Origin of the sequence: Curtobacterium sp. MCBA15_012 (genome assembly GCF_001864935.2) — a bacterium.
Taxonomy (GTDB): domain Bacteria; phylum Actinomycetota; class Actinomycetes; order Actinomycetales; family Microbacteriaceae; genus Curtobacterium.
The window spans coordinates 3,396,280-3,412,250 of record NZ_CP126267.1; the positions used below are offsets into that span (position 1 = coordinate 3,396,280).

General features: G+C 68.6%; 9 protein-coding genes. 1 reads left to right on the forward strand and 8 read right to left on the reverse strand.

Annotated features, from left to right (window positions below):
* The 6 genes from QOL15_RS15765 to QOL15_RS15790 all read right to left on the reverse strand — a co-directional run bounded on the left by QOL15_RS15765 (window position 1) and on the right by QOL15_RS15790 (window position 7,424).
* Window positions 1-711 (reverse strand): PilW family protein, encoded by a 711-nt coding sequence (locus QOL15_RS15765; RefSeq protein ID WP_139197341.1) that lies wholly within the window; start codon window positions 709-711, stop codon window positions 1-3.
* A complete protein-coding gene (locus QOL15_RS15770) occupies window positions 708-2,093 on the reverse strand; it encodes a hypothetical protein (protein ID WP_071246061.1) in 1,386 nt (461 codons plus the stop codon). Before QOL15_RS15770 ends, QOL15_RS15765 begins: the two co-directional genes overlap by 4 nt.
* Before the next feature lie 75 nt (window positions 2,094-2,168).
* Window positions 2,169-2,597 (reverse strand): prepilin-type N-terminal cleavage/methylation domain-containing protein, encoded by a 429-nt coding sequence (locus QOL15_RS16690; RefSeq protein ID WP_071246059.1) that lies wholly within the window; start codon window positions 2,595-2,597, stop codon window positions 2,169-2,171.
* 218 nt (window positions 2,598-2,815) lie between these two features.
* On the reverse strand, window positions 2,816-4,039 hold the full coding sequence (locus tag QOL15_RS15780) for a type II secretion system F family protein (protein WP_083393875.1): 1,224 nt from the start codon (window positions 4,037-4,039) through the stop codon (window positions 2,816-2,818).
* On the reverse strand, window positions 4,039-5,733 hold the full coding sequence (locus QOL15_RS15785) for a type IV pilus twitching motility protein PilT (RefSeq protein ID WP_083393874.1): 1,695 nt from the start codon (window positions 5,731-5,733) through the stop codon (window positions 4,039-4,041). Before QOL15_RS15785 ends, QOL15_RS15780 begins: the two co-directional genes overlap by 1 nt.
* 20 nt (window positions 5,734-5,753) lie before the next feature.
* On the reverse strand, window positions 5,754-7,424 hold the full coding sequence (locus tag QOL15_RS15790) for a GspE/PulE family protein (RefSeq protein WP_065960074.1): 1,671 nt from the start codon (window positions 7,422-7,424) through the stop codon (window positions 5,754-5,756).
* A gap of 338 nt (window positions 7,425-7,762) precedes the next feature.
* Between QOL15_RS15790 and QOL15_RS15795 the strand changes: the two genes are divergently transcribed.
* The gene (locus QOL15_RS15795; RefSeq protein WP_065960076.1) at window positions 7,763-8,158 is read left to right on the forward strand and encodes a VOC family protein; all 396 of its coding nucleotides are present in this window, start codon (window positions 7,763-7,765) and stop codon (window positions 8,156-8,158) included.
* Between the two features lie 243 nt (window positions 8,159-8,401).
* Here the strand turns inward: QOL15_RS15795 and QOL15_RS15800 are convergent, their stop codons facing one another.
* Window positions 8,402-12,283, reverse strand: a complete 3,882-nt coding sequence (locus tag QOL15_RS15800; RefSeq protein ID WP_071246057.1) for a DNA-directed RNA polymerase subunit beta' — start codon at window positions 12,281-12,283, stop codon at window positions 8,402-8,404.
* A gap of 47 nt (window positions 12,284-12,330) precedes the next feature.
* Entirely contained in the window at window positions 12,331-15,819 is a 3,489-nt protein-coding gene (gene rpoB / locus QOL15_RS15805; RefSeq protein WP_071246055.1) for a DNA-directed RNA polymerase subunit beta, read from the reverse strand.
* Window positions 15,820-15,971 lie beyond the last annotated feature (152 nt).

The window sequence follows — 15,971 nt, forward strand, 5'->3', positions numbered from 1 at the left end:
TCAGCTCCCGAACTGGAGGTTGGGCATGCCGACGGTGCTGGTCAGCGAGACGTCGTCACGGGCGGCCGGACGCTGCTGGTCGCGCTCCCCGACGGTGAGGTCGATGCTCACGGAGCGCACGGCCGCGAGGTCCGTCGCGCTCAGCGCACCGTCGGGGCCCGCCGTCATCGCCGTGCCGGCCGCGTTGCGGAACGTGAACAGGGTCGAGGGGACGACGGACTCGGCGAGGACGAGTCGGGACGTCGGTGCGTTCGTCAGCGTCGGGGTGGTCGCGCGGGGGAAGTCGTAGTAGGTGGCCGTGCGGTCGGTGGGCACGCCGTTCCACTTCGTCTCGGTGATCGTGCCCTTCGCCGGGTCGAGGGTGAACTGCACCTCGACGGGCTGCACGTCGACCGCCGAGTTGAGGTTGATGTAGGCGAAGAACCGGACCGACGTCGCCGTGGCGTACTGCACCGCGTACTGCGCGTCGACGCCGCTCGCGACGGGGTTGTTCGAGGCCACCCGGAACATCCGCTGCATCTCGCGCATCGCGGTCGAGGCCACCCGGGTGTTGGAGTCGACGTTCGTCGTGGTGGTCGATGCTCGCGACACCGAGACGAAGAAGGCGCCCGCCATGGTGAGGACGAGGACGCTGATGCTCATCGCGACGATGAGCTCGGCGAGCGAGACGCCGCGGTCGTCCCGGCCGAGGCGGCGGAGGACGCGCATCACGGCGCGCGCCTGGGGTCGAGGAGCACGCGGTCGGCCGTCGGTGCGACGCCCGGTGCTGCCTGGATGCCGGTCACCGTGGTCGGCGTCGTGATGGTGATGATCCCGAGCAGGTTGACCGCGGTCCTGCCGGACTGCAGCGACCACGTGCCGTAGGGCAGGGCGATCGTCACCGGCTGGCCGAGGGGGAGCTTCGTGAACCGGTACTGGGTGCCCTTCGCGCACCCGGGGTCGCCGGAGTTCGGCACCGGCGCGACGGAGTTGGCGAGGACCTCGTTGACGCTGTTCGTCGGGAGGGTGATCGTGACGAGCTGCACCGGCGCCCGCACAGCGTTCGTACCGGCGACCGGCTGCCCCGGGCTCCGCGGAGCGACAGCGGTGCCGCTCGCGGTCGTCCAGTTCTCCGGGTCGGTGCTGGCGCACGTCGCCGGTACGCCGGCGACCGCCTTGTAGCCGTCGGTGAACGGGAAGACCTGCGTCGTCGTGCCGACCGCGAAGGGGCCCTGGTCGGCGGTCTTGCGCCGCAGCGTCACCGTCATCGTGGTCGGCGCGGTGAACGCCGTGGTCGGCGCGGTGGGGTCGCCCCACTGCGGTGCGACCGTGAGGGCGGTGTCGTAGTTCATGTTCGCGGCCGCGGTCTGGTTCGCGCTCACGCGGACGGTCGTCGAGGGTGTCGCCGTCTGGGCGCCGAGCGACCCCGAGGACGTGCCGTCGTCGATGTTGCCCGGCTTCGTCACGGAGACGTCGTACCGGCCGGGCTTCACGTTGAGGGCGTAGCTGCAGCCCGTGGCGTCCGTGGCCGGCACCGTCGAGGTGACCGGGCCGGCGCCGTCGGGGTTCGTGGCCGCGGGGGCGATCGACACCACGGCCCCCTGGTTCCCGCTGCCGTCGACCCGGGACACCGACACGATGATCGTGCCGAGGCCCGCCGCGGTGACCGCGGAGGTCGGGGCGACCATGCTGTTCATCGCGACCGACTGGTCGGCCCCCCGACCGCCGGCGCTCCAGCTGATGGTCATGGCGACGCGCTTGTAGGCGAGGGGGCCGCCCCCACTGCCGCAGGCGTTCGCGGTGCCGGAGGAGGCGACCCACCGTGCGGTCTGCACGACCCGGTAGTCGATGCCCGCGACACGCTGCACCGATGTGCCGTCGACGACGCCGAACAGGTTGGTCGACGTGCGTGCGCGGTCGATGCCGTCCTGCGCGAGGCCGATCGCGACCTCCCGGGAGCGGGACCCGTGCGTGAGGTAGAGCGAGCTCGCGATGCCCATCGCCACACCGGCCGCGATCATCGCGAAGACCGTCATGGCGACGAGGACCTCGACGATGGAGACCCCGTCGTCGTGCTCGCGTGCGTCACGCAGGAGTGCGGTCAGTCGCAGCACGAGGTCACCTCCGGTGGTCGGTGCAGGCAAGGATGAGGGCAGGGCCGACACCACATCGGACCTGCCCTCGTCAGCTCAGGAAGTCGGGCAGGCGTTGTCCTTCGCGCCGCCGTCCTGATCAACGTGGAAGGACTTGCCGGAGTTGCTCTTCACGTCGATGCAGAACGTGCCCGTGGTCGCGTTGGAGGACTTCAGAGCCGGCCCGACCTTGTCGTCGTAGGTTCCACTGGGGCTGTAGCCCGACACGGTCGCGAGCGAGGCCGGGAAGGCGTTGCTGTTGGTGTACGCCGCGATCACAGCGGTCTTGGCGTTCTGGATGTCCGACTTCGCCGAAGCGTCCTTCGCGTTGTTCTGCACGTTCAGGTACACCGGGATCGCGATGGCCGCGAGGATGCCGATGATGATCACGACGACCAGGAGTTCGATGAGCGTGAAGCCCTTCTCCTCGTCCTCGAGGAGACCCTTGCGACGCGCGTCGAGCTTGCCCATGAGAGCGAAGTACATTGTTGTTCCATTCTTCGGGAGTGAATGTCGGGAGGAAGCCTGTGGGGCCTTTCCGGCCGCCTGGGCAAGCGTATTGACGTCATTCCTGGGGCAGCATCCCGAGAACGGGGGCCAGTACGCCTCCCCGCCGACCCCAGTCCCGGGGGTACGCACGACCGCGCCGCCCCCGCACGGGGGTCGCAGCCCCGGGAACACGGGGATGTAGGAAGGTTGCCGAACTACTTGACGAGTGAGGTGATCTGGAAGATCGGCAGGTAGAGCGCGACGATCATGCCGCCGACGACCACGCCCAGGAATGCGATCAACAATGGTTCGATCAACGAGGTGAGGGCCTCGGTGGTCGCCTCGACCTCGGCGTCGTAGAAGACCGATATCTTCTCGAGCATGGTCTCCAGGGATCCCGCGTCCTCACCGACCGCGACCATCTGCGACACCATCGACGGGAAGACCTTCTCGGCCGAGAGCGGGACGTTGATGGAATCCCCCTTGCGCACGGCTTCCGCGACGCGTTGCAGCGCTTTCTCGACGACGAAGTTGTTCGACACTTCTCCGGCGATCTGCAACGCCTGCAGGATCGGCACACCGGCACCGATCATGTTCGACAGGTTGCGCGAGAACCGGGCGATGACGATCTTGCGGTTGAGCTGCCCGAACACCGGGAGCCGCAGCTTGAGCGGGTCGACGACGGCGCGCACCCGGTCGGTGTGCTTGTTCGCCCGCCACCAGATCCACCCGACGACGGCGCCGACGAGCAGCACCGGACCGACGAAGACCATCGCGTGCGAGGCCGCGACGAGCACGAGTGTCGGCAACGGCAGCTGCCCGCCGAGCCCCTCGAACATCTTCTGGAAGATCGGCACGATGAAGATCAGCATGATCATCACCGCGAGGAGCGACATCACGAGCACGACGACCGGGTAGGTCATCGCCGACCGGATGGTGGTGCGGAGCTTGTGCTCCTTCTCGAAGTTCGTCGCGATGGAGTCCATGGCCTGGTCGAGGAACCCGCCGGTCTCCCCCGCCCGGATCATGTTGATCATGATCGGCGGGAAGTCGACCGGGTACTTCGCGACGGCGTCGGAGAACGAGACACCGCGCTCGACGTCGTCCCTCACCTTGCCGAGGATCTCCTTGAGCTTCTTGCTCTCGGTCTGGTCGGCCAGGATCGACAGCGCCCGGAGGAGCGACAACCCCGAGGACAGCATGGTCGAGGCCTGCCGCGACGTGATCGCGAGGTCCTTCAGCCCGACGCCGCGCTCGAACCCGGGGATCTTGATCTCGGTCTGCAGACCGGTGCCGGCGGTCGCCTCGGTGATCGCGATCGGCGAGACGCCCATCCCGCGCAGGCGTTGGACGACCGCACCCTCGGAGGCGGCGTCGAGCCGACCCTTGACGAGCTTGCCGCTGCCGTCGCGGCCGCGGTAGTCGAATGCGAGCGACATCAGTGGCCTCCCGAGTACTTGTCGCCGAAGTCGATCTCCGCCGCGGCGATGGCGGCGGCGGACGACTCGGACGGCGACTCGACGCGCTGCACGAGGCGGTCGAAGCCGTCCTCGTCGTGCACCTTCTCCATCGCCGCGGCGCGCGTGACGGTGCCGACGTTGACGAGTTCGGCGAGGTCCTGGTCCATCGTGTGCATGCCCGCGTCGCGCCCGGCCTGCATGGCCGAGGTGATCTGGTGGGTCTTGCCCTCGCGGACGAGGTTGGCGATCGCCGGGGTGGTCTTCATGATCTCCGTCGCGACGACCCGGCCCGAGCCGTTCGCCTTCGGCACGAGGGTCTGGCAGACGACGCCCTCGAGCGTGGCGGCGAGCTGCGTGCGGATCTGTCCCTGCTGGTGCGGCGGGAACACGTCGATGACGCGGTCGATCGTGCCCGGCGCGCTCTGCGTGTGCAGCGTCGCGAACACCAGGTGGCCGGTCTCGGCGGCGGTGAGGGCGACGGAGATGGTCTCGAGGTCGCGGAGCTCACCGATCAGGATGACGTCGGGGTCCTGGCGGAGCACGTGCTTGAGCGCCGCGGCGAACGAGTGCGTGTCTGCGCCGACCTCGCGCTGGTTGATGATCGCGCGCTTGTGGTCGTGCAGGAACTCGATCGGGTCCTCGACGGTGACGATGTGGTCGGCACGGGTCTCGTTGACGAGGTCGATGAGGGCCGCGAGCGTCGTCGACTTGCCGGACCCGGTGGGCCCGGTCACCAGGACGAGTCCGCGGGACAGCTTCGCGAAGCGCCCGACGTGCTCCGGGATGCCGAGCTGCTTGAGCGTCTTGATCCGCGTCGGGATGATGCGGAAGGCGGCGCCCCAGTTGCCGCGCTGCTGGTAGTAGTTCACGCGGAAGCGGTACTCCGGCGACAGCGAGTACGCGAAGTCGAGTTCCTGCTCGTGGTCGAACTGTCCGGTCTGCTCCGGGGTGAGCAGGGTCTTGAGCGCGGCGATCACCTTGTTGCGTGACCACGGTCCACCGGGCACGGCGGGGCGGAGCGATCCGTCGACGCGGACGGTGGGCGGGGCGTCGGCGGTGACGTGCAGGTCCGAGGCGTCCTGGTAGACCACCTGGGCCAGCGCCGTGACGAGGTCGCCGTCGGCGACCTCACGTGCGTGGCGGGTGAAGCCGATCTCGGGGTGCCCGGTGCTCACGGCGGGCGCCGGCAGCGCACCGCCGACCGGGGCGGTCGGGACGACCGGGAGGACCGTGGTCGCTGCCGCGGGCGCCACCGGCAGGTGCTCGGTCACCGCTCCGGCCGTGTCGGCCCACGCGGTCGGACCCGCGGTCGCCGCTCCGGCCGGGTCGGCCCAGCTCGGCACGCCGGCGGACGCGACCGGTTCGCCGTACCCGTAGGTCGCTGTCGACGCCGGCACGGCAGCCGGCGGCGTCGCGGGCGCGGCGTCGGGCTGTGCGACGGGGCTGGCCAGGGGAGGACCCCCCGCGGGTACGGACCACGCGGCCTGCACGTCGGCGGAGAGGTCGTACACCGACCGGGTCACCGCGGGTGCCTCGGTCGTCACGGCGGCAGCGGCCGCAGCAGCCAGCCGCGCGGCCCGTCGGCTGCCGCCGACCTCGTCGCCGGGTCGCCCGGGGTGCCAGCCGGCGACGGGGGCGTCGCCGGACTCGATGTCGTACACGGATTCGTCCATGGTCCTGGTGTCCCTGCCTGCTACGCGACGACGCGCAGGATCTCGTCGACGCTGGTCCGGCCCAGCAGGACCTTCTGCCAGCCGTCCTGTCGGAGGGTGAGCATCCCCTGCTCGCGGGCGACGCGGCCGATCTCGGCGCTCGAGGCGCGCGCGACGGCGAGGCGTTCGATCTCCTCGGTCACGGTCATCACCTCGTGCAGCGCGATGCGTCCGCGGTACCCGGTGTTCGAGCAGACCGCGCAGCCGACGGGGGCGAAGAACGGCGGGACCACGGCACCGTCGTCGGGCACGAGTCCGAGCGCGACGAGCTGGGCGGTCGGGACCTCGGCCGGCACCTTGCACCGGTCGCAGAGCCGGCGCGCGAGGCGCTGTGCCACGACCGCGTCGAGCGCGGACCCGACGAGGAACGGCTCGATGTCCATCTCGGTCAGGCGGGTGATCGCCGACGGCGCGTCGTTCGTGTGCAGCGTCGAGAGCACGAGGTGCCCGGTGAGCGACGCCTCGATCGCGATCTGCGCGGTCTCGTGGTCGCGGATCTCGCCGAGCAGCACGACGTCGGGGTCCGAGCGCAGGATGGACCGCAGGGCCGAGGCGAACGTCAGCCCGGCCTTGGGGTTGACCTGCACCTGGTTGATGCCCGCCATCCGGTACTCGACCGGGTCCTCGACGGTGATGACGTTGATCTCGGGCCGGGCGACCGCGTTGAGGGTCGTGTACAGCGTCGTCGACTTGCCGGACCCGGTGGGGCCGGTCACGAGGATCATGCCGTACGGCTTCGAGTAGGAGCGTCGGTACGCCTGCGCGTTGTGCTCGAGCAGGTCGAGGTCACCGAGGGACATCGACGTGTTCGTGTTGTCGAGGATCCGCATGACGACCTTCTCGCCCCACACGGTCGGCAGCGTCGCGACCCGGAGGTCGATCTGCCGGCCGCCGTGGCGCACCGACATCCGGCCGTCCTGCGGCTTCCGACGCTCGGCGATGTCGATGTCGCTCATGATCTTGAGCCGACTGATGACGCCGTTCTGGATCGTCTTCGGCGCGGGAGCCATCTCGTGCAGCACGCCGTCGATGCGGTACCGCACCCGCACCTCGTGCTCGCCGGGCTCGATGTGGATGTCCGAGGCGTGGTCCTGGATCGCCTGCGACACGAGCAGGTTCACGAAGCGCACGATCGGGACGTCGTCGAGCGACCCCGCGGCGAGGTCGACGCGCTCGTCCGCACGGGCGGAGGCTTCCTCCTCGAGGGAGGACGTCAGGTCGTTCAGCTCGTCGTCGGCCCGGAGGTAGCGGTCGAGCGCCGAGTGGAGCTCGCGCTCGTCGACCTGCACGGGCTTCACGGTGCGACCGGACGCGGCGCGGGCGTCGTCGATCGCGAGGACGTTCGTCGGGTTCACCATCGCGAGCACGAGGACCTCGCCCTCGAAGCCGATGCCGAGCACCCCGTGGCGGCGACAGAGCGCGGCCGGGAGCATCGACACCGCCGTGCCGTCCACCGGGTAGTCGGTGAGCGGCACCGTGCGCGAGTTCTGCGACGCGGCGCGTGCGGTGATGTACTGCGCCTCGCTCACGACGCCCTGGTCGACGAGGGTCTGGATGGAGCGTTCGTCGACGTCCTCGTCGCCGGTCATGGCGTCGAGGTGTTCGATCGGCAGGGCGCCGTTGAGGATGAGGATCTCGGAGAGCGTGGCCATGTACCCCGGGAACTCCTTCGGGTCGAGTTCGGGTCGGTGTGGTCGGCGCCGCGACGACGCGGCGCCCGTCCACGCTACGGTCGGCGGCACCCGCCCCCGCAGTCCCACAACGAGGGGGCGGCGGGGTGTCCGGTGTCCCCAGTGCTGGGGTACCGGTCGGTGTCCGGGTGGTCGCAGCGCTCCGTCCATGCCGAGAGCGTGCCGCACGCGAGCACGCACGCGGGTCCGCTCCGGCGCTGCTGTGGACGACCGCTGGCCCCGCACTGCCTGTGGAGGAAGGAAGCCCGGATCGACGGCAGACCCTCGACGCGTGCCACCCGCTGGAGACATGATGAGTCATGGACATCACGAGCGTGACCGTGGGGTTGCCCGTCACCGACATCGAGGCGTCCTGCCTCTGGTACGGCGCGGTGTTCGAGCGGCTCGAACCGGACCTCGAGCCCGAGGACGGCGTCGCCGAGTACGAGGTCGGCGGGATCTGGGTGCAGCTCTTCGTCGACCCGGACGCCGAGGACAACCCGGTCAGCCTGCGCTTCGGGATCGACGACGTCCGCGCGCAGCACGACCGGATCGCCGCGCTCGGCATCGACGTCGGCCCGGTCGGGTGCGTCGACGGCGCCGTCGACTGGTTCGACGTGCGCGACCCCGACGGCAACGTGCTCAGCCTGTTCTCGCTCGTCGACGAGACCGGCCGCGGGTCCGGACGCGACCGCGGGTCCGGACGCGCGGCCTGACGCCGCCTCGCGACCGGACGCGGTCCGACGCGACCACCCGACGGACGGGAGGCGCGGTGCCGGCCCGCACCGCGCCTCCCGTCCGCCCCTGGTCACCCCACGGCACCGCGGCGGCCCGCACAGGCGGGCGCCGGTCCGGCGGCGTCCCCGGCGCACGAGCAGGGCCCCACCTCCGTGACGGAGGTGGGGCCCTGCTCGTTCAGCGCGACGTCAGTCGGTGCGACGTCGGTCGGCTGGGGCGGTTCAGTTGTAGGTGCCCGGCGTGAAGTCGTCCGACGAGAAGCTGTCGAAGTCGACGAAGCTCAGGTCGGCGTCCGAGAACGAGGAGTCGTCGGCGAAGATGCGGTTGGGGTACCGCTCCGCCTTGGCTTCCTCGGTCGCGGCGACGTCCACGTCCCGGTACCGGCTGAGGCCCGTCCCCGCGGGGATGAGCTTGCCGATGATGACGTTCTCCTTGAGGCCGACGAGGTGGTCCTGCTTGCCCTCCATGGCCGCCTGCGTCAGGACGCGGGTGGTCTCCTGGAAGGACGCGGCGGACAGCCACGACTCGGTCGCGAGGGACGCCTTCGTGATGCCCATGACCTCCTGGCGGGCCGAGGCGGTCTTGCGACCCTCCTGCAGCGCCACCCGGTTGATCGCGTTGTAGCGCGACCGGTCGACGAGCTCACCCGGCAGCAGGTCGGTGTCGGCGTGGTCGACGACGGTGACCTTGCGGAGCATCTGACGGACGATGACCTCGATGTGCTTGTCGTGGATCGGCACGCCCTGCGAGCCGTACACGTCCTGCACACCGTTGACGAGGTGCTTCTGGACCTCGCGCACACCCTTGACCCGGAGGACCTCCTTCGGGTCGACCGTGCCGGCGATGAACTGCTCGCCGAGCTCGACGTGCTGCCCGTCCTCGATGAGGAGGGTCGCACGCTTGAGCACCGGGTAGATGAACGGCTCGTCGCCGTTGTCCGGCGTCAGGATGATGCGACGGCCCTTGTCCGTGTCCTCGATCGTCGCGCGGCCGGGGGCCTCGGCGATCGGGGACGCGCCCTTGGGGGTACGAGCCTCGAAGAGCTCGGTGACGCGGGGCAGACCCTGGGTGATGTCGTCGGCCGAGGCCGAACCACCCGTGTGGAAGGTACGCATCGTCAGCTGGGTACCGGGCTCACCGATGGACTGGGCGGCGATGATGCCGACCGCCTCGCCGATGTCGACGAGGTTGCCCGTGGCGAGCGACCGGCCGTAGCACTGCGCGCAGACACCGACGGCCGACTCGCAGGTCAGGACCGAGCGCACCTTGATGCTCTCGACACCCGCCTCGAGCAGCGTGTCCAGCAGGACGTCACCGACGTCCGAACCGGCCTCGGCGACGACCGTGCCCTTCGCGTCCACGGCCTCGGAGGCCAGGGTGCGCGAGTAGACGGTGTTCTCGACGCGCGGGTCGCGGACGAGCTTGCCGTCGGAACCCACGGTCGCGATCGGCAGCTCGAGGCCACGCGTCGTCCCGCAGTCGTCCTCACGGATGATGACGTCCTGCGACACGTCGACGAGACGACGGGTCAGGTACCCCGAGTCGGCGGTACGGAGAGCCGTGTCCGCGAGACCCTTGCGGGCACCGTGCGTGGCGATGAAGTACTCCGCCACGGTCAGGCCCTCGCGGTACGAGTTGATGATCGGGCGGGCGATGATCTCGCCCTTCGGGTTGTTCACCAGACCACGCATACCGGCGATGTTGCGCACCTGCAGCCAGTTACCACGAGCACCCGACGACACCATGCGGTTGATGGTGTTGTCGACCGGGAAGTTGTCACGCATCTCCTGCGCGATCTCGTTCGTGGCCTCGGTCCAGATCTTGATCAGGTCGGCGCGGCGCTCCGCGTCGGTGATCAGACCCTTGTCGAACTCGCCCTGGACCTTGGCGGCCTGGATCTCGTAGCCCGCGATGATCTCCTTCTTGCGAGGAGGCGTCACGACGTCGGAGAGCGCGACGGTCACACCGGAGCGCGTGCCCCAGTAGAAGCCCGCGTCCTTGATCCGGTCCAGCGCGGCGGCCGTCTCGGTCTTGGAGTAGCGCTCGGCGAGGTCGTTGACGATCGCGGAGAGCGTGCCCTTGTCGGTGACGCGCTGCACGAACGGGTAGTCCGCCGGCAGGGTCTCGTTGAAGAGCGCACGGCCCAGGGTGGTCTCGAGGAGGATCGACTGACCGACCTCGTAGCCCTCCGGCGCCTCACCCTCGGCGAAGTGGACACCCGTCATGCGGATCTTCACCATCGCGTTGAGGTCCAGCGTGTGCTGGTCCTTCGCCATGATCGCCTCGGCGACCGAGGAGAACGAACGGCCCTCACCGACGGCGCCCTCGCGGACGGTCGTCAGGTGGTGCAGACCGATGATCATGTCCTGTGCGGGCAGGGTCACCGGACGGCCGTCCGACGGCTTGAGGATGTTGTTCGAGGCGAGCATCAGGATGCGGGCCTCGGCCTGGGCCTCGACCGACAGCGGCAGGTGCACGGCCATCTGGTCGCCGTCGAAGTCCGCGTTGAACGCAGCACACACGAGCGGGTGGAGCTGGATGGCCTTGCCCTCGACGAGCTGCGGCTCGAACGCCTGGATGCCCAGACGGTGCAGCGTCGGCGCACGGTTCAGCAGCACGGGGCGCTCGCGGATGATCTCCTCGAGCACGTCCCACACCTGCGGACGCGAACGCTCGACCATGCGCTTGGCCGACTTGATGTTCTGCGCGTGCGACAGGTCGATGAGGCGCTTGATCACGAACGGCTTGAACAGCTCGAGCGCCATCTGCTTCGGCAGACCGCACTGGTGGAGCTTGAGCTGCGGGCCGACGATGATGACCGATCGGCCCGAGTAGTCGACGCGCTTGCCGAGCAGGTTCTGGCGGAAACGACCCTGCTTGCCCTTGAGCATGTCGCTCAGGGACTTCAGGGCGCGGTTGCCGGTACCCGTGACCGGACGACCACGACGACCGTTGTCGAACAGCGCGTCGACCGCTTCCTGCAGCATGCGCTTCTCGTTGTTCACGATGATCTCGGGGGCACCGAGGTCGAGCAGGCGGCGGAGACGGTTGTTGCGGTTGATCACACGACGGTAGAGGTCGTTGAGGTCCGACGTGGCGAAGCGGCCACCGTCGAGCTGCACCATCGGGCGCAGCTCCGGCGGGATGACCGGCACGACGCCGAGCACCATCGCGGCCGGCGAGTTGCCGGTGGCGAGGAAGGAGCTCACGACGCGCAGACGCTTGATCGCACGGATCTTCTTCTGGCCCTTGCCCTCGGCGATCTGCAGGCGCAGCGCCTCGGCCTCGGCGGCCAGGTCGAAGGCCTCCAGGCGCAGCTTGATCGCCTCGGCGCCCATGTAGGCGTCGAAGTAGATCCCGAAGCGGTCCTGGAGCTCGTGGAACACGGCGTCCTCGGGCTTGAGGTCGCCGACCTTGAGGTTGCGGAAGTCCTCCCACACGCGCTCGAGGCGGGTGATGTCCTCGTCGAAGGACTTGCGGACCTGGGACATCTCCTTCTCGGCGGTGTCCTTGGTCCGGCGCTTCACGTCGGCCTTGGCGCCCTCTTCCTCGAGCGCTGCGAGGTCGTCCTCGAGCTTCTTGAGGCGGTCGGCGATGATCGAGTCGCGCTGCCCCTCGAGGGTCTTGATCTCGAGGCGCATCTCGTTCTCGAGGCCGGGCATGTCGGCGTGACGGCCCTCCTCGTCGATGTCGATGATCATGTACGCCGCGAAGTAGATGACCTTCTCGAGGTCCTTCGGTGCCATGTCGAGCAGGTACCCGAGGCGCGACGGGACGCCCTTGAAGTACCAGATGTGCGTGACGGGCGCGGCGAGCTCGATGTGGCCCATGCGCTCACGACGGACCGAGGACTTGGTGACCTCGACGCCGCAGCGCTCGCAGACGATGCCCTTGAAGCGGACTCGCTTGTACTTGCCGCAGGCGCACTCCCAGTCGCGGGACGGACCGAAGATCTGCTCGCCGAACAGACCGTCCTTCTCGGGCTTGAGGGTGCGGTAGTTGATGGTCTCCGGCTTCTTGACCTCGCCGTACGACCACTGACGGATGTCCTCGGCGGTCGCGAGGCCGATCCGGATGGCGTCAAATGACGTTGCTTCGAGCAATGTTCTTCTCTCTTGCTGAGTTCGAAACGTGTTCGGTACGGGCCGGATCAGATGTCGTCGACGGACGACGACTCGAACCGCGAGGAGATGTTGATGCCGAGCTCTTCCGCAGCGCGGAACACCTCGTCGTCGTTGTCGCGCAGGCTGACCGCCTGGCCGTCGGCCGAGAGGACCTCGACGTTCAGGCAGAGCGACTGCATCTCCTTCATGAGGACCTTGAACGACTCCGGGATGCCGGGCTCCTGGATGTTCTCGCCCTTGACGATCGCCTCGTAGACCTTCACGCGGCCGAGGATGTCGTCGGACTTGATCGTCAGGAGCTCCTGGAGGGCGTAGGCGGCGCCGTACGCCTCGAGCGCCCACACCTCCATCTCACCGAAGCGCTGTCCACCGAACTGCGCCTTACCACCCAGCGGCTGCTGCGTGATCATCGAGTACGGACCGGTCGAACGGGCGTGGATCTTGTCGTCGACCAGGTGGTGCAGCTTGAGGATGTACATGTAGCCGACCGAGACGGGCTCCGGGAACGGCTCGCCGGAGCGGCCGTCGAAGAGCTGCGCCTTGCCGGAGGAGCCGATCAGGCGCTCCCCGTCGCGGTTCGGGAGCGTGCTGTCGAGGAGGCCCTCGATCTCGCGCTCGTACGCACCGTCGAACACCGGGGTGGCGACCTTCGTGCCGGGCGCCGCGCTGTGGGCGGCCTCGGGGAGGGCGGACGCCCACTCCTGGATGCCCTCGACGTTCCAGCCCTGCTTCGCGAGCCACCCGAGGTGGATCTCGAGGACCTGGCCGAAGTTCATGCGGCCGGGGACGCCGAGCGGGTTGAGCACGATGTCGACGGGGGTGCCGTCGGCGAGGAACGGCATGTCCTCGACCGGCAGGATCGTCGAGATGACGCCCTTGTTGCCGTGACGACCGGCGAGCTTGTCACCCGCGGTGATCTTGCGCTTCTGGGCGATGTAGACGACCACGCGCTGGTTGACACCGGAGCCGAGCTCGTCGTCACCGTCCTGCGAGTCGAACACCTTGACGCCGATGATCGTGCCCTCTTCACCGTGGGGCACCTTGAGCGAGGTGTCGCGCACCTCGCGCGACTTCTCGTTGAAGATCGCGCGGAGCAGGCGCTCCTCGGCGGAGAGCTCGGTCTCGCCCTTCGGCGTGACCTTGCCGACGAGGATGTCGCCGGGGCGCACCTCGGCACCGATGCGGATGATGCCGCGCTCGTCCAGGTCGGCCAGGAGGTCCGGGCTGACGTTGGGGAGGTCGCGGGTGATCTCCTCCTTGCCGAGCTTGGTGTCGCGGGCGTCGACCTCGTACTCCTCGATGTGGATCGAGGAGAGGGTGTCGTCCTTCACGAGGTTCTGCGACAGGATCATCGCGTCCTCGTAGTTGTAGCCCTCCCACGGCATGAACGCGACGAGCAGGTTCTTGCCGAGCGCGAGCTCGCCGTTCTCGGTCGCGGGACCGTCGGCGATGACCTCGCCCTGCTCCACGCGCTCACCGGCGGAGACGATGACGCGGTGGTTGTAGCTCGTGCCCTGGTTGGAGCGGTCGAACTTGCGCAGGTAGTAGGTCTGCGTCCCACCCTCGTCGAGCTGCAGGGTCACGGCGTCGGCCGAGACCTCGGAGACGACACCGGCCTTGTCGGCGGTGACGACGTCACCGGCGTCGATCGCGGTGTAGCCCTCCATGCCGGTGCCGACGAGCGGCGACTCGGAACGGAGCAGCGGGACGGCCTGACGCTGCATGTTCGCACCCATGAGGGCGCGGTTCGCGTCGTCGTGCTCGAGGAACGGGATGAGCGAGGTCGCGACCGACACCATCTGGCGCGGCGAGACGTCCATGTAGTCGACCTCGTCCTTGCCGACGAGCTCGACCTCGCCGCCCTTCTTCCGCACGAGGACCTTGTCGTCCGCGAAGTGGAAGGAGTCGGTGAGGGGCGCGTTGGCCTGGGCGACGACGAAGTCGTCCTCCTCCGACGCGGTGAGGTAGTCGATGGTCGTGGTGACCTGACCGTCCACGACGCGGCGGTACGGCGTCTCGATGAAGCCGAAGGAGTTGATCCGACCGAACGACGCGAGCGAACCGATCAGGCCGATGTTCGGGCCTTCCGGGGTCTCGATCGGGCACATGCGGCCGTAGTGCGACGGGTGGACGTCACGGACCTCGACGCCGGCACGCTCACGGGACAGACCACCCGGGCCGAGGGCCGACAGGCGACGCTTGTGCGTCAGACCCGCGAGCGGGTTGTTCTGGTCCATGAACTGCGACAGCTGCGAGGTGCCGAAGAACTCCTTGATCGCGGCGACGACGGGTCGCACGTTGATCAGGGTCTGCGGCGTGATCGCCTCGATGTCCTGCGTGGTCATGCGCTCGCGGACGACGCGCTCCATGCGGGAAAGGCCGGTGCGGACCTGGTTCTGGATGAGCTCGCCGACGGCGCGGATGCGACGGTTGCCGAAGTGGTCGATGTCGTCCACGTCGAGGCGCAGCTGGACGGGCTGGCCGTCACGGACGCCGTCGAAGGTCGTCTTCTCGGCGTGCAGCGAGACGAGGTACTTGATCGTGCGGACGATGTCCTGCACGGTCAGGACCGAGTCGCTGAGCTTCGCGTCGATGCCGAGCTTGCGGTTGACCTTGTAGCGACCGACCTTGGCGAGGTCGTAGCGCTTCGGGTTGAAGTAGAAGTTGTCGAGGAGCGCACGCGCTGCCTCGGCCGCGACCTGCTCGCCCGGACGGAGCTTGCGGTAGATGTCCTTGAGCGCCTCTTCCTTCGTCAGGACGGCGTCCTTCTCGAGGGTCGACTCGATCGAGGCGAAGCCCTGGAACTCCTCCATGATCTCTTCGCTCGTCATGCCGAGCGCCTTGAGGAAGACCGTGACCGACTGCTTGCGCTTGCGGTCGATGCGCACGCCCACCTGGTCGCGCTTGTCGATCTCGAACTCGAGCCACGCACCGCGCGACGGGATGATGCGCGCGGAGTAGATGTCCTTGTCGGACGTCTTCTCCTGCTGGCGCTCGAAGTACACGCCCGGCGAGCGGACGAGCTGCGAGACGACGACGCGCTCGGTGCCGTTGATGATGAACGTGCCGCGCTCGGTCATGAGCGGGAAGTCGCCCATGAAGACCGTCTGCGTCTTGATCTCACCGGTCATGTGGTTCATGAACTCGGCGTTGACGTACAGCGGAGCGGCGTAGGTCTTGCCGCGCTCCTTGCAGTCGTCGATGGAGTACTTCGGGTCCTCGAGCTCCGGGGACGTGAACGAGAGCTGCATCGTCTCGCCGAGGTCCTCGATCGGGGAGATCTCCTCGAAGATCTCCTCGAGGCCGGAGTGCAGCGCGAGGTCGGTGCGACCCTGCTCCTGCCCTTCGGCGAGACGTGCCTTCCAGACATCGTTGCCGACGAGCCAGTCGAAGCTCTCCGTCTGGAGTGCGAGCAGATCCGGAACCGTGAGGGTGTCCGTGATCTTGGCGAACGAGAGTCGCGAGTGGTTGCGACCGTTCTTGGGGTTGGTGGATGCGTTGGGCGCAGCAGCCAAGGGTGTGACCTCCGGTAGGCCCCGTCGGGCCGGTACTGACGAGCAGCACGTAGGTGAGTGGATTGATCGCTCGGCGCGACCCCGGGTGACCACCGCCGTACCAGGCAGGACACGTCCGGCCGGTACACGGCCGCACGAGTGGACCTGTGCGA

Excerpts from the sequence above, each read along its gene's own strand:
- QOL15_RS16690 (WP_071246059.1), bottom strand. The coding sequence starts at position 2,597 with ATGTACTTCGCTCTCATGGGCAAGCTCGACGCGCGTCGCAAGGGTCTC.
- QOL15_RS15780 (WP_083393875.1), bottom strand. The coding sequence starts at position 4,039 with ATGTCGCTCGCATTCGACTACCGCGGCCGCGACGGCAGCGGCAAGCTC.
- QOL15_RS15785 (WP_083393874.1), bottom strand. The coding sequence starts at position 5,733 with ATGGACGAATCCGTGTACGACATCGAGTCCGGCGACGCCCCCGTCGCC.
- QOL15_RS15790 (WP_065960074.1), bottom strand. The coding sequence starts at position 7,424 with ATGGCCACGCTCTCCGAGATCCTCATCCTCAACGGCGCCCTGCCGATC.
- QOL15_RS15795 (WP_065960076.1), top strand. The coding sequence starts at position 7,763 with ATGGACATCACGAGCGTGACCGTGGGGTTGCCCGTCACCGACATCGAG.